The sequence below is a fragment of the Citrobacter sp. 50677481 genome, assembly GCF_001463265.1.
Lineage (GTDB): Bacteria > Pseudomonadota > Gammaproteobacteria > Enterobacterales > Enterobacteriaceae > Citrobacter_A > Citrobacter_A sedlakii.
Map to the genome: position 1 here is coordinate 483,312 of NZ_LNHZ01000027.1, position 17,002 is coordinate 500,313.

Here is a 17,002-nt window from a genome sequence, read left to right on the forward strand (position 1 = left end):
AATGCTACAGGTAAATGAACTGAATCAATACTACGGTGGAAGCCATATCCTGCGCGGCGTGTCCTTCGAGGCGAAAATCGGCGAAGTGACCTGTCTGCTGGGGCGCAACGGCGTGGGTAAAACGACGCTGCTGAAATGCCTGATGGGGCTGATCCCGGCGCGCACCGGTACAGTCACCTGGCAGGAAAAAAACATCACCCATCGCAAGCCGCATCAGCGGGTGCAGGCGGGCGTGGCCTATGTGCCGCAGGGGCGAGAGATCTTCCCGCGCCTGACGGTGGAAGAGAATCTGTTACTGGGACTTTCCCGCTTTTCAGGGCGCGAGGCGAGAACGGTACCGGAGGATATCTATGCGCTTTTTCCGGTTCTGCATGAGATGAAGCATCGCCGGGGGGGCGATCTCTCCGGCGGACAGCAGCAGCAGCTGGCACTCGGACGCGCGCTGGCGAGTCGTCCACAACTGTTGATCCTCGATGAGCCCACGGAAGGTATCCAGCCTTCGGTGATAAAAGAGATCGGTCAGGTCATCAGCCAGCTCGCGCGCCGTGGTGATATGGCGATACTGCTGGTCGAACAGTTTTATGACTTTGCCGCCGAACTGGCGGATCAGTATTTGCTGATGTCGCGGGGCAGTATTATTCAGCGCGGGCGCGGAGAAAACATGGAAACGGAGGGGGTGCGCGGGCTGGTCGCTATCTGATACCGCCCGCAGGTCATTAACACAGCGCAGGCTGGCCCCATGGTCCGGCGCGCATGCCTTTCAGCATCAGCGCCCAGGCGATGACGATCGCCACCATCAGCACAGCAAACAGCGTCCAGGCGGGGAAGGTTGTTAGGATCACGCCGCTGGCGAGGGGGTTGACCGCCGCCCCGAGCCAGCCCAACGATTGCGCAGAAAAATAGCTGGCCTTCATGCCCGACGGCGCGATGTTATCAATAAGCATATATTCGCCCGGCGCATAAATGACTTCGCCAAGGGTGAAGATTGCGGCGGCGATCCCCCAAAGCAAGAGACTTTCGCCGGCGATCATGAAACCGGCGAGACCGATGACAAAGCAGACGGTCCCGAAAGCCATCAGGGGGCGGATATTGCCGGGCGTCAGTCGGCGGCCAACGGCATATTGCAAACCGACAACCACCGTCGCGTTAACGGGCAGGACGACAGCCACCACGTTCTCCGCAAAATCGCCGTCTGCGACCACCATGACGTACTGAGAGATACAGGACGCGAATGCGCCGCTGACGAATGACGCGAGAAACGCTGACAGCGTAAACCAGAACAAGGCTTTATCCTGGAGCAGTACAGACGGCGACCAGGCCACGCGGGTATCTGCCTCAGCGCGCGCGGTCGAACGGTTAACCAAAAGCTGTATAAACACCAGCGGGAAGGCGGAACAGACTGCGGCAAGCCAAAAGGGCAGATTAATGCTTTGCATCACCAGTAATGTGCCGAGCGGCGGCCCGACGGTCCAGCCGATGTTCAGTACCGTGTAGTTAAGCGAGAAAATCTTCGCCTTCGCGGCGGGTGACAGGTTATCGGCAAACCAGGCCTTCAGAACGGTAGCAAACACTGAGTAAGCGCAGTTAATTAGCGCGAACAGCAGCACGACCAGCACCACGTTATGTACCAGCGGTATAGCGATAAAACCGAAGGCAAAGGCGGAGATTGCCAGCAGCATGTAGCGCTTTTTGTCGAATTTATCCGCCAGAATGCCAAAACCGAGGCTAAAGATAACGCCGATGGTTAACGCAATGGTCATGGCATAGCCGATCACGTCCACGCTCAGATGATACTGGCGATTCAAATAGATGGTCATGAAGGGCAGCGTTGCGCCGCGACCAATCGTCAGTAACAGGGAAGAAGCAAGTAAAGCCAGGGTGGATCGTCTTAGCGTTTTGTTCATGTCTATGCCCGACAGTGGGTTCTCGTTTCGTTATATTTTTGTGCTCAATGACTTTTAAGGAATAGCACGGCAAAAATGTGATGTATAGCGGATAAATTGTTCGATCGTGCACGGTTATCCCTACCAGAATTAATGATCTGTTGCGTGCTAATGTTTTACGTTACTTTAACTTGTTTACAAAAATTTAATATTTCAGGGCGGTGGTATGTCGCGAAAAGACGGACTGTTAGCGTTACTGGTCGTGGTGGTCTGGGGACTTAACTTTGTGGTGATCAAAGTGGGTCTGCACAATATGCCGCCGTTGATGCTGGCGGGGTTACGCTTCTTACTGGTGGCTTTTCCTGCGATCTTCTTTGTTGCGCGGCCTAACATTCCGCTCTCGCTGCTGCTGGGATACGGTCTGACGATTAGCTTCGGCCAGTTCGCGTTTCTGTTTTGCGCCATCCATTTTGGTATGCCTGCCGGGCTGGCGTCTCTGGTGCTGCAGGCACAGGCCTTTTTCACCATCGTGCTCGGCGCGTTTGCCTTTGGCGAGCGTTTACAGGGCAGGCAAATCGCCGGGATCGCGCTTGCTGTATTCGGCGTGCTGGTGCTGATTGAAGCCAGCCTCAACGGTCAACACGTGGCGCTGTTCGGCTTTATGCTGACGCTGGCGGCAGCCTTTTGCTGGGCCTGCGGCAATATCTTTAATAAAAAGATTATGCAGCATGCGTCGCGACCGCCAGTGATGTCACTGGTGGTATGGAGCGCGCTCATTCCGATTATGCCATTCTTTGTCTCGTCATTACTTCTTGATGGCGCGCCCCACATGATCCAGAGCCTCGTCGACATTGACCTGACGACGATCCTGTCGCTGGTCTACCTGGCGTTTGTCGCCACTATTGTGGGTTACGGTATCTGGGGCACGCTGCTTGGGCGTTATGAAACCTGGCGCGTGGCGCCGCTGTCGCTGTTGGTGCCGGTGGTTGGCCTGGCGAGCGCCGCGGTATTGCTTGACGAGACGTTAAGCGGACTGCAATGCCTGGGCGCGGTGCTGATTATGGCGGGACTCTACATTAACGTGTTTGGTTTTCGCTGGCGCAATATCGCGCAGGTCAGGGGATAGCAGACGCAGAAAAGCCGCATGTTTCCATGCGGCTTACCGGTCAGAACGTCAGTTGCCAACTGACCATCACTTTCTGATCGCTGCTATGGTCAGACACATTGGCGCCGTAACCCACGCCCCAGGCCATATCGCCTTTATGCAGCGTCATGCCTAACTGTCCGGCAAAGGCGGTTTTATCAGTGATGTTCGCCGTAATGGCGTCTGTCGCGCTGATGCCCTTGGCTCGGATCCGGGTGTCAGAATGGGTATCGCCTGCACGGGTGATGACCGCGACATCCGCCTGGGTGGACAGATCCCATCCTGAATCCAGGGCGAAGGTTTTACTCAATTTTACCCCCGCCGGGAACTGCCAGATGTTCTGGGTTTCTTCGTCCGTTTTAAAGACCGCTTCATGATTCGCGTTCCGGGTGGTAAAGCCTTTGGTTTTAAGCTGGTTGTAACGTACGCCTGCATAAGGAATGACATCCACAACCTGATTTTCAACGCGGTACTCGGCGGTTAAGCCTGCGGTCAGCAACTGTGAGTCTACATCGCCATTCAGTTTGCGCCCCTGATTCATCCAGCCGGGCAGATCCTGTTCGATATCGTTACTGTTCGCGCTAAAGCCGATATCCGCGGTGACGTTAACCGCATCACGACGCCAGTTCTGGTACAGCGAAACGCCCCAGAAATCGAAGTCGTTATGCGTGGTGTTGAAGTCGCCGGAAGAATCAGTGTTACCACGACCGGCATGGGCGGCGATCCCGGTGCGCATTGGTCCAATCGCGGAGTCCCAGGACCCTTCACCGCCAAGCATCACGCCGTAGTAGTCGGTATCAAAGCCATAGTCCGCCTGTCCGGCAGAAAAGTCGCGCGCCCGCTGGTTGCCGTAGAGGGCCTGGACCCAGACGGTACCGTCTCCGGCGGCGAATTCAGGATGGGCCAGCGACATGCGTTGCTGTATCGTCCGGGAAGCGGCAAGTCCGGTTGCCAGCGTCGTGGCCTGAACCCCTGCGGCGACGGCCAGTTGCGCGGCGCTGTTAACGGTGTTAACCACCTCCTGGACGCCAATCTGCGGGCTTTCTACCGCCTGTGAAAGGAAGCGCAAACCCGCAGCGCCACTTTGCGTGTCGTTGATGCCCTGAGCGATCATGGTATCCAGCGCATGTGTTGTCACCACGCCGGGCAGTACGTCCTGGGCCGCTTTTGCGACTGTGGTGACAATCACATCGCCTTCCTGCCAGGTGGTCTTCGCGCTCAGCAGTTTATTGAGGATCAGGTTATTGTCCTGCCAGCCGGAACCGGCGATCTCAATGTTGCTGAAACCGTGCGCAATCGTGTAGTGCTGATTCGCTTTGGCGTCTTTAACATACAATTGCGCTGAGGAGGCCACGTCCAGGTTGCCGTCGGTGGCGTTCAACGCGGCGTTACCGCGCGTTGTGCTTTCGCTGTTCACCATCAGCAGTGACTGTTCGCCAAACTGCGCCCGGTTCAGCGTTGCGGCATAGTCAGAGGACGGCTGGCTGAGCGAACCGTCCACCCGTATCCCCCCCTGAGAGGCGATGAGGGTTTGCGGCGTTGCGACAGCCAGCGCTGCGGTGACGCCGGTTGGCGACCATGCCAGCCCGGTGCTGGCGAAGTCATCGATCGCCGGTTGCAGGCGGGTGTCGCCCAGCACCAGCAACGCGTTTTGCCCGACCGTCAGACGACCGTTAACGTTCTCCCCGCCAAACGCGGCCTGAGACGCCGTGTCGATGGTGGCGTTCTGTTGCCATTGAGGGTCGATGAAAACGCTGGCGCCGTGGAGATCCACCTCGCTGGCAATCAGTTTGCCCGCAGCAGCATCGTGACCGACAAAGATTTTCGCCTGGCTGAGTCCGTCAGTGTCGGCGGTGGCGAGAAGTTTCCCGGCGTCGAGAGTACCGTCAACGGCCATTGCGCCGCTGCCGACCAGCTCGACGTTCGCGTGCAGTACAGCCTGATTCCCGATACTGATTTCCCCCTGGCTGACGATCCCCGACGCGGCGGCGCTGGTGACCGTATGATCGCCGGACACCACGTTCAGCGCGCCATCCTGACCAATATTAAGCTGTCCGCGAAGGTAATCAGTGGTATTCGCGGTGGCCAGCGTACCGAGATTCAGGCTTCCGCTTTCCACGTCAACGTTAACCTCCGCGTCGGGATTACCCGCCACGCTGATCAGCGAGCCGCCAGATGCGCCGGTCAGGGTTAACGACTTCCCACCAACGATAGCGACGGAAGCATCGCCTGCGCCTTCAAGACGCAGACTGGCGGCGCCAAAGCTGTTGGCGACAGCGATTTCCTGGTTTGACATCGCCTGTGCGCTACCGACAACGACCCGGTTTTTGTCCGCCACGACGTCGACGTTCGCGAGAACTGCGCCGGCGGTGGCGGCGTCAGTCACTGTCGCTTCGCCGGTGACGGAGTCGTTATTCATCAGTTGCCCGGTCATGACAAGCGAGGCGTTGGACTGACTGCCAAGCAACTGGTTAACCGACTTCAGCCACGCAAGTTGGTAGGTGTCGTCAGTCAGGGTCAGGGTACTCTCGCTCAGGGTCAGGCGACTACCGGTCTCATTAAACTGCGTTGCGCCATCAACGTTGGCGACAGTACTGAACAGTTGGCTGGAGTGGGTTTCCAGCTGGCTGTTTTGGGTCAACTCCAGCGACGCGCTGTCGCGCAAAGAGAGGGAATCGGCAATCAGCCTGGCCTGGTTAAAAATCAGTTTGCCGGCGGTGAGGGCCACGGGCGCGTTAATCACGCCACCTGTTACCTCCAGCAGGGTTCCAACGTTATTGTCGCTAAAACCGCCGCCGAGGGTGGTGGTGGCGCGCACATTGAGTTTACCGAAGCGGCTGAATTTATCGCCCTGCAGTTGAGTCATCGATTCCATGAGCGTCAGGGTGCTGTTGGCGTTTCCATATAGCTGTCCGCCGACCTGGGCGTTATCGAGAATCACATTGCCACGCACAATATCCCCGTCTTTTAACGTCACGTCGCCTGAGATCTGGCTGTCTTTAAGCAGCAGATCCACTTCGCCGCTAAGCGCGCTGGCGTTAACAGAACCGGTCAACACGGAGCCCACCAGACCGACGGAAGTGGTTGTAGCCGTGTTCAACAGCAGATCGCCGGTCATCTGGCTGGCCGTCAGCGCTGCGTTGAGACGGTCGCTGGCGGCCAGTGCGGTTATGCCTGTCACCTGGCTGTTTGCCAGCGTCAGGTCGAGGGTCTTACCTTTGGCGATATCAATAGCATTTGCGGCAGTGGTGGCCTTTAGGGTGCTGTCATCAACCGTCACCGTATTCAGATCGCCAGTCGCGGCAATTTTCAGCGAGCCGGTTAGCTGGCTTTTATTTTTCAGCGTGACGCTGTTGGTTTTATCGGTATTGCCGCCGGAAATAATAATCGCATTTTCATTAGCTATTGCTGCATCGCGGGTATCGATCGCACTGTTATCTACGGCAATGGTGATATCGTCTTTCGCGTAGGCGACGTTGATATTGCCTTTGTTAATCGCACTGTCGCTGACCGAAATACTATTTTTTCCTGCGCTGCCGGTCAGGATCCGGCCATTCAGCACGCTGCCGTTGCGGATGTCGATGGTGTTATCGCCGGTATCGTAATACGAGAGGTAGATCGCCGAACCGCGGGCGTAATATTTACTGCGCTGGGGCGCTTTCTGCGTCTCGTCATAATCCGTATTCGCATTAGCGCCATTCAATGTGGATTTATCCACCGTGATGATCGTGTTGGTTTTATTTGTGAGACTCCCGCCCGCTTCCAGCCAGTCAACAGTAGCGTTATTTACCAGGTGAATCCCCGCTGTACCATTTTTACTGGCGTTAATGTAATAACCGCTTAAATTTGCGCCATCGACGACCAGATGCTGAATGTCGTTTGCGCTACGCGATGATGTACCGCTGGCGAAATAGACGTTTTGTGTTTGTGCCTGGGCATTGATGGCCGCCTCCTGGGTAGGCAGCGTAAAATACCAGGCAGTCGGTGTCGGCTTAACAGGGGAGGTCATCTGAAATTCTTTCAAATTACAGATCCCGTCCGTGTACGTTGTGCAATCAGCAGCTGCGGGCGCGGCAAAAAGCACCATGCTACTGCCGAAAATCAGGCTAATACTTTTAGCCAGAGGGGTAAGGCTTAATTTATTTTCCATAATATTTGCCATCCAGTTGCTGAGGAACCTTGAAAAGTAGTGAACCAGGAAACTATTTACCCTTAGTTACATTTCGAAATTTAGCAAACGACGAGAATGAGTGATATAGGACGTCAGATTACGACTTAAGAAAAATCCTAATATTTGCATAACGCTTTGTTTTATATGGTGCTTAAAATTAAATTCATCACCAAAACTGTGCGTGGTAGCACATTTTGTTACTCCGGGATTAAGAATTATCTTATACTGCCGGGAGCCTTCTGATTTGCGGGCCATTTAAAATATGCTGTAAATAGTTTTATAAAAACCATGTCAAAGGAATGGAAACGTGATTGTTGTTATCACATCGTGTGGATACTTTAAGAAAGGATTTGGCTATATTATTGAAGAAATCAGAAGAGAGCATCATTCATTTTCAGAAGTCCGCTATGTTAATCATATTCGCGAGATTCACAAAAAAAGTATTGCTAAGATCAAAGCCATTATTGTGGACTATGGCGAAAGCAATACCCAACTGTTGAGTGAATTGTTCGATTTTAAATCTCACTATCCTGAGAGTTATATCGTATTGATTACCCGTGAGCGGTGCTACGAAAGCACCATTGATAATATTATTATCAATTCAATCTCGGAATTCAGTATCGACTGTAAGGCTGTGATCAAAAAAATCAGCAGCTTTCTGGAGAGTTTTAAAGAAGGAAATCAAAAAATCGTCATTACCAAAAACATGAAATTGTATCATCTGGAAAAGGAAGCCCAGCTGTCACAAAAAGAGGTGAGTCTGCTGCCTTACATCATGTTTGGTAAGAAGAATAAAGAAATTTCGCGACAGTTTAATCTGAGCGAAAAGACTGTTTGCCATCATCGCAGGAATATCTACAAAAAATTCGCGGTGGAGAATCTGGCTGGACTGTATCACAAGATTGAGGAGAAGGACTAAAAAAGCCCCGCGCAGGCGGGGCAAGACGAATCAGAGTCGGTGCCGGTTGTAATAAGGCACGCCCAGTTCGTCGGACTTGTCGCTTCCCGTGCCCATATGGTTCAGATCGAACGGTGACTGTTCCTGAGCGGTTGGAATCAGCATCGTGTCGCGATTATCTGATGTCGAAAGCTGGGCAGGTTGCTCTGCAACGCTCTGGCCGGAAATAACCAGCAGCAGGGCCAGCATTACAGAAGACAACAGTTTCATGATTTCCTCGATTACGTCGTTTACAGGCGATGTTAGCTACAATGGTTTAGCGGGTGCAGATACCGTGATTCCCCGTGCATATTGGTAATACGGTATTTATGCGGCGGAACGTCGAAATAGTTTTTGAAGGTCCGGGTCAGCGTTTGCTGCGACTCGAAACCGTAACGTTCGGCCAGGTATAAAATCGGCTCGTTACTTTCCTTTAATTTCTGCGCTATTTCCGTCATCTTACGGCTGCGGATGTACTGACCTAACGAATGGCCGGTCTCTTTTTTAAACATCCGCTGCAGGTGCCATTTGGAGTAACCTGAACGCTCAGACACTTTTTCCAGTGAGAGCGGCGATTCCAGGTTATCTTCGATCCAGTCCAAAATGCTATGAATGGTGATAGCGTCAGTATTGCGTCTGGACATCGTCATACCTCTTTTTGTTTTTACGGCAGAACTTTCTTGAGCAAATACTCAAGCGTTGCCACTTCGTCAGCCGTTAGGTTTTTTGTTAATTCCTGGTGCAGGTCTTGCCCTACTAATTGATGACATTGCTCACATATTGCCGCGCCGTGCTCGGTCAGTGTGACCAACACGCCGCGCTTGTCATTTGGGTTAGGGTGTCGGTCGACCCAGCCTTTACAGACCAGACGGTCGAGCATTCGCGTTAGCGCGCCAAGATCGACGGACAGCACTTTTTTCAACTCAACCGGGGTGATACAACCTGCGCAGCGAATCGAGCAAAGCACCTTAAACTGCGATGCCGTGATATCCAGCGGCGAGAGGTACTCGTTCAGCAGGCGATCTTTTTTCTGATTAACCATGTAGATCAAGCGACCCAGCGGAATGATGTCGTTGAATAAGTCACTGGTGCTTTTCACAATGGTTGCCCTGGCAAGTATTTAGTTACGGCAGATAATATTGCCCAGGCAACTATAAGTCAAACGAATGAATTGGCCGATCACACGATTTGCTAAAAGCCGTTTTGCGTGATCTAAATCACATTCGAATATGTTAATGATAATTAGACATTATGAGTTTTTGACGCTCATGAATGCTTACAGCCGCGGAATGGCGAAGGAGACGGGTTTCCACTTATACTTGCCGCCAGACGATCGAAACAGGAACTGAAGCCATTATGATGGAGTTGTTTAAAGCGATAGGACTGGGGCTGGTGGTGATTCTGCCGCTGGCGAATCCGTTAACGACCGTAGCGTTATTTCTTGGCCTCGCCGGAAACATGAACAGCGCAGAGCGCAACCGCCAGTCGCTGATGGCCTCGGTTTATGTGTTTGCCATCATGATGGTGGCCTACTATGCCGGTCAACTGGTGATGAATACGTTTGGCATCTCCATTCCCGGTCTGCGTATTGCCGGTGGGTTAATTGTGGCGTTTATTGGTTTTCGGATGCTGTTTCCGCAGCAGAAGGCGCATGAATCGCCAGAAGCGAAAAGTAAGTCGGAAGAGCTTGTTGATGAGCCCACCGCTAACATCGCCTTTGTGCCGCTGGCAATGCCGAGCACTGCAGGTCCGGGAACGATTGCGATGATCATCAGTTCGGCATCCACGGTACGCCACGGCGCCGATTTCCCGGACTGGGTGATTACCGTTGCGCCGCCCATTATCTTTGCCGCCGTCGCCGTGATCCTCTGGGGCTGTCTGCGCAGTTCCGGCGCCATTATGCGTCTGGTGGGTAAGGGCGGTATTGAAGCGATTTCCCGCCTGATGGGCTTTTTGCTGGTTTGTATGGGCGTGCAGTTTATAATTAACGGCGTTCTGGAAATTATTAAAACCTACCCCTAATGCGCACGTCATACCGTCCTGGTCGGTCCTTCCGGTCAGGACGGATTCACGCTTTATCAGCTATGCTGAGGTTGTTCTTCCAGCGAGACAGGCCATTTCCGAAAGATGATGATCGACCAAATCAGCGCGGCCAGCGCCGGGACGGCGCCGACGTACCCCACGGACGACATTGACCCGTGCAGGCTTACCTGATTGCCCAGCAGCGCGCCAGCGCCAATGCCGATATTGAAGATGCCAGAGAATAACGCCATCGCCACGTCGGTGGCATCGGGCGCCAGCGCCAGCACTTTTACCTGCATCCCGAGACCAATCACCATAATGGCAATCCCCCAGAAAATACTCAGGACGGCGAGATGCATTTCGCTGCCCGCCGCAGGCAACAGCAGCAAGAGACATACCGTCAGCAACAGGATGGCGACGCTAATCAGCGCCGACGCGTGCTGGTTGCCTAGCTTACCAAACACGACGCTGCCAATAATGCCTGCTCCGCCCAGCACCAACAGCAGCACGGTAGCGAAATTGGCGCTCAACCCGGCGACGGTCTGAACAAACGGTTCAATGTAACTGTAAGCGGTATAATGAGCGGTTACCACGACAACGGTCAGTAGATAAAGGCTCACCAGCGCCGGCCGGCGAAATAACAGCGGCAGGCTTTTTAACGAGCCGGAATGTTCACTGGGTAATGTCGGTAACAGTTTTATCAAACAAACGAGGGTGATCAACGCGCCCATACCGATCGCGAAAAATGTGGTACGCCAGCCAAAATACTGACCGACAATGCGTCCGATCGGCAGGCCAAGCACCATCGCCAGCGCGGTGCCGGTGGCGATTAAGCTCAGCGCCTGCGCGCGCTTCCCGGCGGGGGCCAGACGGATCGCCAGTGAGGCGGTAATCGACCAGAAGATCGCATGCGCAAAGGCGATACCGATACGGCTAAGCACCAGCACGGTGAAATTCCACGCCAGAAACGACAGGACATGGCTGGCAATAAACAACACGAACAAACCAATTAACAGCTTGCGTCGTTCGACCTGGCTGGTCAGCAGCATGAACGGCAGCGACATCAGCGCCACGACCCATGCGTAGATGGTCAACATAATCCCGACCTGGGCGGTTTGCATATGAAAGCTCTGCGCGATATCAGACAGCAGACCGACAGGGACGAATTCCGTGGTATTAAAAATAAACGCTGCAATGGCAAGCGTAACTACCCGTAGCCACGCGACCTTGCGGGAAACAGTGTGAGTTGTCATAGAAATGAGTCGGGTTAGTTGCGAAAGGATGAGAAGGCGATCTTAAAACGTTTATTGGCGAAAAGACAATCATTTTGTGATTCAGATCTCCTTTTACTGGATAAGTGACGTTGTCACACTAAAGAGATCGACGCTTGTGAATATTCTGTATTTATGCCACTTTGCAAGAAAACAAAGACGGACGAGGCAAAGGCATGAAAGAGATTGATTTTTATCTGGTTGATGCGTTCAGCGATAGCGCATTTGGGGGCAATGCCGCGGCAGTTTGTCTGCTTGATGACTGGCTGCCTGACGCCATCCTGCAGAAGATGGCGCAGCAGCATAATCAATCGGAAACCGCCTTTATCGTCCGCCAGCAAAGCGGTTTTTCCCTGCGCTGGTTTACCACCCGTAATGAGGTTAATCTTTGCGGCCATGCCACGCTTGCCAGCGCGCATGTCATTTTCAGTCACCTTAATTATCCTGACGGTAAACTTCATTTTGATACGCTTTCCGGTCGTCTGACCGTGGAGCGGTGCGACGAATGGTTAACACTGGACTTTCCCGCTGGCGCGACCGAAGAACAGACGCCGCCGCCGGAAATGCTTCGCGCGCTGGGGATAGAACAGTATCTCCACGCCCGCAAAGGACGCGCCTGGATGATTGAGCTGGCAAGCCGTCAACAGGTGGAGTCGCTCACCCCGGCGATTGGCGCAATGCGACCCGGCGAACATAAAGTCTCGGTAACCGCGGCAGGTGACGGCGAATATGATTTTGTGAGTCGCTTTTTCTCCCCTGGCGAGGCGGTATGGGAAGATCCGGTCACGGGCTCTGCGCATACGATGCTCATTCCGTACTGGGGCGCAAAGCTCAATAAAACGCAAATGCTCGCCCGTCAGGTCTCCGCTCGCGGCGGCGACGTGCGCTGCGAGTGGCGAAACGATCGGGTACTGATGGGCGGGAAGGCGAGAACGTATTTAACGGGTAAGATTATAACGGGTTAACCGGGGTCAGTTTGGATATCGAAAATGATCGTACGTTAAGGTTGTTTTTTGACCCTTCTACTTTCCACTGTGCGCCAAATACGGACGCTATTCACCCGTTCATGTCCCGGCCTTGTGTTAAATATCCTCTTTACCCCTTAAATTCTCAAGGCATCAATCACCGCTCGTAAAGCAGGCGACACATTACGATGTGGATAATAGAGGAATGATCCTTCCAGACGCTGACTATAACGTTGTAGGACTCTGATGAGCGTCCCCGATTCTAAATCATCGGAAACCAGTTCTTCGGGGACATAAGCCAGCCCTAATCCTAGTCTGGCGGCTTTGGCTTCCATATAACTGTCAGCGAAAGCCCATTGTCCCTGTGGCCGATGGGTGATTTTTTTACCCTCCTGATGGAGTTCCCAGTCATACAAACTGCCGTCGCCGAACTGGTAGGCGATGCAGGGATGAACCACTAAATCCTCCGGGGTGTGCGGAAACCCGTAGCGACGAAAGTGTTCTGGCGCACCGACAACGGCCATCTCCATATCGGGAGAGATGCGCACTGCAATCATGCCGCTGCCAACTTCTGGCCCCAGACGTACGCCCGCATCGAACCTCTCTGTAATGATATCTACAAACCGACTTTCACTGATGAGTTCCAGCCTGATATCAGGGTAGCGCTGCTTAAACACCGCAAGCTTCGGCAAGAGCACTTTATCGATAACGTGCTGGCTGGCATTGATGCGCACTAAACCCGATGGAGTCTGGCGGTAGTGGGCCAGCGTGGCAAGCCCCATATCAAGTGCATCGAATCCTGACTCGACGGTGCGGTAGAGCTGCTCACCGGCATGGGTAAACGATAATTTCCGTGTCGTGCGAACAAGAAGTCGGATACCCAGCCGATCTTCAAGTTCACGTACAGAGCGGCTTATTCCTGATTGCGCCAGGCCAAGACGCTTTGCTGCGGCGGTAAAACTCCCTTCCCGAACAACCAGCATAAAAAGGTAGAGATCGTTGTAGTTTTCTCGTTTTGCCACCTTTATACCCTCGTAACATCATCACTATTCATAACAATATGGTATTAATTTTAGCAATTTTTAGCCTCTAATCAGCACTAATTATGCTGATTATAATATTCGCATTGCAACAAAGCACAGCAGAGTTGTCCGTATGAAACCTGTTTTCTAAAACGTTTTCAGGAGTATTTTGATGACCATTTTCACCAAAAAACTAACGGCCACGATCCCCGCCATGCTGCTATGTGCGTCATTAAGTGGAGTAACGACGATGAGTTATGCTGACACATCCAACCCTAACAGCCCCGTTTCGCTTATCAATACGTGGGATAAAACCTTTGCCGAAAGTACCAAGGTCGATCACCGTAAGGTGACCTTTCAGAACCGCTACGGGATCACTTTAGTTGGGGACCTTTACGTGCCGAAAGAGCGCGGCGAGCGTAAGCTGGCAGCTATTGCCATAAGCGGACCTTTCGGTGCGGTCAAAGAGCAATCCAGTGGCCTGTACGCTCAGACGTTGGCTGAAAAGGGATTTATTACTCTGGCTTTCGACCCTTCATATACGGGCGAAAGCGGCGGCCAACCGCGTAACGTCGCGTCGCCGGATATCAACACCGAGGATTTTAGCGCGGCGGTTGATTTCCTGGGGCTGCAAAAAGAGGTGGATCGCAACCGTATCGGCCTGCTAGGAATTTGCGGCTGGGGCGGCATGGCCTTAAATGATGCCGCGATGGATACCCGCGTTAAGGCGGTGGCGACCAGTGTTATGTATGACATGAGCCGCGCGATGGGGCATGGCGTGGGGGAGGGTAAAGACCGCTACACGACCGCCGATCGTCGTACCGTATTGCAGTATCTGAATGCCCAGCGCTGGAAAGACGCCGAAAACGGCACTGTCGCTCCCGGCGGACATGATATTTATGTCGACGAGAAGGGCCTGGCAACCACTTCTGAGCGTATTTTGCCGGAAACCTTGCCTGCTAATTCGAACCCGGTTTTAAAAGAATTCTTTGATTATTACCGCATGCCGCGTGGTTTCCATGAGCGTTCGGTCAATTCAACCGGCGCATGGAATGCGACAATGCCTCTGTCGTTTATGAATATGCCACTGCTGAGTTACGCCAATGAAGTGACTATCCCGACACTCATCGTGACCGGCGAAAAAGCCCATTCACGCTATTTTGCGGAAGATGCCTTTAAGGCTATCGGCAGCAAAGAGAAAGAACTGGTGATTATTCCGAATGCAAACCATGTAGATTTATACGACAACGCTGCGGGTAAGATCCCATTTGCTAAATTTGAACAGTTCTTTAAGACCAACTTAAGATAATCCACTGAGCACACGTTGCCGGGCCATCCGCTATAGGCGGATGGTTTTTAACTGACTGATACTCAAAATAATATGTCATCTTTCACTCTCGTTTGATGGCGTTATTCCTTGAATAACGGCATACCTACTGTGCGTGAAATTACCCGGAACGTGATTAAGAGAAGTTAATAATGTCTGTATTAAATCCTGCATCGTCATATTCAAAACCACATGCTTACTGGGGCGGTATCTTTGCTATGACGCTCTGCGTTTTTGTGCTCATTGCATCTGAATTTATGCCAGTCAGCCTGCTTACGCCCATAGCCCGCGATCTGAATGTTACGGAGGGGGTGGTGGGGCAAGGTATTGCCATCTCTGGCGCACTGGCGGTGCTTACCAGTCTGACGATTTCTCGCCTCGCCAGAGATCTGAATCGTAAATATCTTCTGCTGGGGCTGACAGTGTTGATGGCTATATCAGGAATTACTATTGCACTGGCGCCCGGTTATCCGATTTATATGCTGGGGAGGGGGATGATTGGTATCGTCATTGGCGGATTCTGGTCAATGTCGGCGGCAACTGCGATTCGGTTAGTGCCGTACCACCAGGTTCCCCGCGCCCTGGCGATATTTAACGGCGGAAACGCGCTGGCTACCGTTGTGGCGGCACCGCTTGGTAGCTACCTGGGGGCAAACATCGGCTGGCGAGGCGCCTTTTTGTGCCTTGTCCCCCTTGCGATAGCCGCGTTCATCTGGCAATGCGTCAGTCTGCCATCAATGGAAAGCGCGAAAGAACAAAAACCGCAGAGGTCTGTGCTGCGCCTGTTCCGCGTTTCTGTTGTACCCGTGGGTCTGCTAGCCTGTGGGCTGTTCTTTACTGGGCAGTTTGCCCTGTTTACCTACGTGCGGCCTTTTCTGGAAACCGTGACCGGAGTTAATACTTCCGGTCTCTCCCTGATTTTGCTGTCCATTGGCGTGGCTGGTTTTATCGGCACCATGCTCGTGTCAACCTTCCTCAATGCCAGGTTTTACCCGACATTAATCACCATTCCGTTACTTATGGCTATCATTGTCGGCTTATTGCTTCTGACCGGACAACGCCCGTGGACAGTTGCCTTATTGCTAAGCCTGTGGGGGATGTTTGCCACGGCAGCGCCAACGGGATGGTGGACATGGATAGCGCGAACGCTGCCCGAAGATGCTGAAGCGGGTGGTGGTCTCATGGTTGCTGTCATCCAGCTCTCAATTGCGCTTGGCTCAACGGTCGGAGGGCTTGTGTTCGACAGTATGGGATGGAAAAGTACTTTTTTCCTGAGCGCAGTGTTACTTCTTGGGGCGGGAGTGATGACAGTTCTCACATCCCGCCAAAACACAGATACAAAGAATCACCTTAACCAAACTGCCCCCTAACCCGGCGTTGATGTCCCTTTCAGGAGCGTGATGAACGCCTCCAGCTGGCGCGTCATGGCGCCGCGCCGCCATATCAGCCAGGTGGTAAGCCACCGCCACTCTTCTGGCAACGGCCATGCCTCCACCTGGTGATGACCGGGCATACTTTCCAGCATACTGCGGGGGATCAGCGCAATCCCTGCACCGGCGATCACGCAGGCCAGCATGCCGTGATATGACTCCATTTCATGGATTGTGCCCGGCATGGCCTGGTCGTCGTGAAACCAGCTTTCGAAATGCCGACGGTACGAGCAGTTGGCGCGGAAGGCGAACAGGTTGCTTCCATTGACATCGCTGGCGCGCGATACCGGCGGATGACCGTGTGGCGCGACCACCATCATTTCTTCCTTATACACAGGAATGCCTTCCAGTCCCGGGTGGGGAACGGGACCGTCAATAAACGCGGCGTTAAGGTGACCTTCCAGTACGCCGTCAAGCATTTTTCCGGAAGGGCCGGTCGCCAGCGAGAACTGAATTTTAGGGTAACGCTGGTTAAATTCCGCCAGCGTCGCCGGAATGCGCACGGCGGCGGTGCTTTCCAGCGAACCGAGGGTAAAAAGGCCTTGCGGTTCATCGCCTGCCACTACCATTCGCGCCTCGTCGACCAGCGCCAGGATCTGCTGACTGTAGCGCAAAAAGTTATGCCCGGCGGGAGAAAGACGCAGGCGCTGGTTTTCGCGAATAAACAGATCGACGCCAAGATCGGCTTCAAGCTGGCGTATCCGGGTGGTCAGGTTCGACGGCACGCGATGCACCCTGGCCGCAGCCTGCGTGATACTGCCCGTTTCGGCCACTGCGTTAAACATTTCCAGTTGCGTCAGGTCCATAGTTTTCTCATTTTGTGAATACCC

At 53.4% G+C, this 17,002-nt stretch carries 15 protein-coding genes; 7 read left to right on the forward strand and 8 right to left on the reverse strand.

Features of this window, described 5'->3' with window-relative positions; all coding sequences use genetic code 11:
• Window position 1: 1 nt before the first annotated feature.
• Window positions 2–700: an urea ABC transporter ATP-binding subunit UrtE gene (gene urtE, locus APU02_RS08100; RefSeq protein WP_042282932.1), complete on the forward strand. Its 699-nt coding sequence runs from the start codon at window positions 2–4 to the stop codon at window positions 698–700.
• A gap of 16 nt (window positions 701–716) precedes the next feature.
• Here the strand turns inward: urtE and ydeE are convergent, their stop codons facing one another.
• Window positions 717–1,904: an efflux MFS transporter YdeE gene (ydeE, locus tag APU02_RS08105; RefSeq protein WP_060569748.1), complete on the reverse strand. Its 1,188-nt coding sequence runs from the start codon at window positions 1,902–1,904 to the stop codon at window positions 717–719.
• 205 nt (window positions 1,905–2,109) lie between these two features.
• Here ydeE and eamA point away from each other — a divergent pair, with 205 nt between their 5' ends.
• Window positions 2,110–3,009 (forward strand): O-acetylserine/cysteine exporter, encoded by a 900-nt coding sequence (gene eamA / locus APU02_RS08110; RefSeq protein WP_060569749.1) that lies wholly within the window; start codon window positions 2,110–2,112, stop codon window positions 3,007–3,009.
• Between the two features lie 40 nt (window positions 3,010–3,049).
• Here the strand turns inward: eamA and APU02_RS08115 are convergent, their stop codons facing one another.
• Window positions 3,050–7,177 (reverse strand): autotransporter outer membrane beta-barrel domain-containing protein, encoded by a 4,128-nt coding sequence (locus APU02_RS08115; RefSeq protein WP_060569805.1) that lies wholly within the window; start codon window positions 7,175–7,177, stop codon window positions 3,050–3,052.
• A 328-nt stretch (window positions 7,178–7,505) separates the two neighbouring features.
• On the opposite strand from APU02_RS08115, the gene APU02_RS08120 reads away from it, so the two are divergent.
• Entirely contained in the window at window positions 7,506–8,117 is a 612-nt protein-coding gene (locus APU02_RS08120) for a LuxR C-terminal-related transcriptional regulator (protein WP_060569750.1), read from the forward strand.
• 30 nt (window positions 8,118–8,147) lie between these two features.
• Here the strand turns inward: APU02_RS08120 and marB are convergent, their stop codons facing one another.
• Genes marB through marR form a run of 3 tightly spaced genes read right to left on the reverse strand, consistent with a single transcriptional unit; the run spans window position 8,148 to window position 9,234 of the window.
• Window positions 8,148–8,366, reverse strand: coding sequence for a multiple antibiotic resistance protein MarB (marB, locus tag APU02_RS08125; protein ID WP_042282936.1), 219 nt, complete (start codon window positions 8,364–8,366; stop codon window positions 8,148–8,150).
• Between the two features lie 32 nt (window positions 8,367–8,398).
• The gene (gene marA / locus APU02_RS08130) at window positions 8,399–8,779 is read right to left on the reverse strand and encodes an MDR efflux pump AcrAB transcriptional activator MarA (RefSeq protein WP_148365360.1); all 381 of its coding nucleotides are present in this window, start codon (window positions 8,777–8,779) and stop codon (window positions 8,399–8,401) included.
• A 20-nt stretch (window positions 8,780–8,799) separates the two neighbouring features.
• Entirely contained in the window at window positions 8,800–9,234 is a 435-nt protein-coding gene (marR, locus tag APU02_RS08135; protein ID WP_042282939.1) for a multiple antibiotic resistance transcriptional regulator MarR, read from the reverse strand.
• 257 nt (window positions 9,235–9,491) lie between these two features.
• Between marR and APU02_RS08140 the strand changes: the two genes are divergently transcribed.
• A complete protein-coding gene (locus APU02_RS08140; RefSeq protein WP_042282942.1) occupies window positions 9,492–10,157 on the forward strand; it encodes a MarC family NAAT transporter in 666 nt (221 codons plus the stop codon).
• A 56-nt stretch (window positions 10,158–10,213) separates the two neighbouring features.
• On the opposite strand, the gene APU02_RS08145 is transcribed toward APU02_RS08140, so the two are convergent.
• On the reverse strand, window positions 10,214–11,410 hold the full coding sequence (locus APU02_RS08145) for a sugar transporter (RefSeq protein WP_060569751.1): 1,197 nt from the start codon (window positions 11,408–11,410) through the stop codon (window positions 10,214–10,216).
• Between the two features lie 194 nt (window positions 11,411–11,604).
• On the opposite strand from APU02_RS08145, the gene APU02_RS08150 reads away from it, so the two are divergent.
• Window positions 11,605–12,393 carry a PhzF family phenazine biosynthesis protein gene (locus tag APU02_RS08150; RefSeq protein ID WP_060569752.1) on the forward strand — a complete coding sequence of 263 codons (789 nt, stop codon included), beginning with the start codon at window positions 11,605–11,607 and terminating at the stop codon, window positions 12,391–12,393.
• A 137-nt stretch (window positions 12,394–12,530) separates the two neighbouring features.
• Here the strand turns inward: APU02_RS08150 and APU02_RS08155 are convergent, their stop codons facing one another.
• Complete coding sequence (locus tag APU02_RS08155; RefSeq protein ID WP_060569753.1) at window positions 12,531–13,415, reverse strand: LysR family transcriptional regulator; 885 nt, start codon at window positions 13,413–13,415, stop codon at window positions 12,531–12,533.
• A gap of 172 nt (window positions 13,416–13,587) precedes the next feature.
• Between APU02_RS08155 and APU02_RS08160 the strand changes: the two genes are divergently transcribed.
• Both APU02_RS08160 and APU02_RS08165 read left to right on the forward strand, forming a co-directional pair.
• Complete coding sequence (locus APU02_RS08160; protein WP_060569754.1) at window positions 13,588–14,724, forward strand: alpha/beta hydrolase; 1,137 nt, start codon at window positions 13,588–13,590, stop codon at window positions 14,722–14,724.
• 170 nt (window positions 14,725–14,894) lie between these two features.
• A complete protein-coding gene (locus tag APU02_RS08165) occupies window positions 14,895–16,112 on the forward strand; it encodes an MFS transporter (RefSeq protein WP_060569755.1) in 1,218 nt (405 codons plus the stop codon).
• On the opposite strand, the gene APU02_RS08170 is transcribed toward APU02_RS08165, so the two are convergent.
• Entirely contained in the window at window positions 16,109–16,978 is an 870-nt protein-coding gene (locus APU02_RS08170) for a LysR family transcriptional regulator (RefSeq protein ID WP_042282955.1), read from the reverse strand. The two genes, APU02_RS08165 and APU02_RS08170, sit on opposite strands and share 4 nt — an antisense overlap.
• Window positions 16,979–17,002: the final 24 nt, after the last annotated feature.

Coding starts and splice junctions, on each gene's coding strand:
- APU02_RS08150 (WP_060569752.1), top strand. CDS start 11,605: ATGAAAGAGATTGATTTTTATCTGGTTGATGCGTTCAGCGATAGCGCA.
- APU02_RS08165 (WP_060569755.1), top strand. CDS start 14,895: ATGTCTGTATTAAATCCTGCATCGTCATATTCAAAACCACATGCTTAC.
- eamA (WP_060569749.1), top strand. CDS start 2,110: ATGTCGCGAAAAGACGGACTGTTAGCGTTACTGGTCGTGGTGGTCTGG.
- APU02_RS08145 (WP_060569751.1), bottom strand. CDS start 11,410: ATGACAACTCACACTGTTTCCCGCAAGGTCGCGTGGCTACGGGTAGTT.
- ydeE (WP_060569748.1), bottom strand. CDS start 1,904: ATGAACAAAACGCTAAGACGATCCACCCTGGCTTTACTTGCTTCTTCC.
- marA (WP_148365360.1), bottom strand. CDS start 8,779: ATGTCCAGACGCAATACTGACGCTATCACCATTCATAGCATTTTGGAC.
- APU02_RS08160 (WP_060569754.1), top strand. CDS start 13,588: ATGACCATTTTCACCAAAAAACTAACGGCCACGATCCCCGCCATGCTG.
- marB (WP_042282936.1), bottom strand. CDS start 8,366: ATGAAACTGTTGTCTTCTGTAATGCTGGCCCTGCTGCTGGTTATTTCC.
- APU02_RS08115 (WP_060569805.1), bottom strand. CDS start 7,177: ATGGAAAATAAATTAAGCCTTACCCCTCTGGCTAAAAGTATTAGCCTG.
- urtE (WP_042282932.1), top strand. CDS start 2: ATGCTACAGGTAAATGAACTGAATCAATACTACGGTGGAAGCCATATC.
- APU02_RS08170 (WP_042282955.1), bottom strand. CDS start 16,978: ATGGACCTGACGCAACTGGAAATGTTTAACGCAGTGGCCGAAACGGGC.
- APU02_RS08140 (WP_042282942.1), top strand. CDS start 9,492: ATGATGGAGTTGTTTAAAGCGATAGGACTGGGGCTGGTGGTGATTCTG.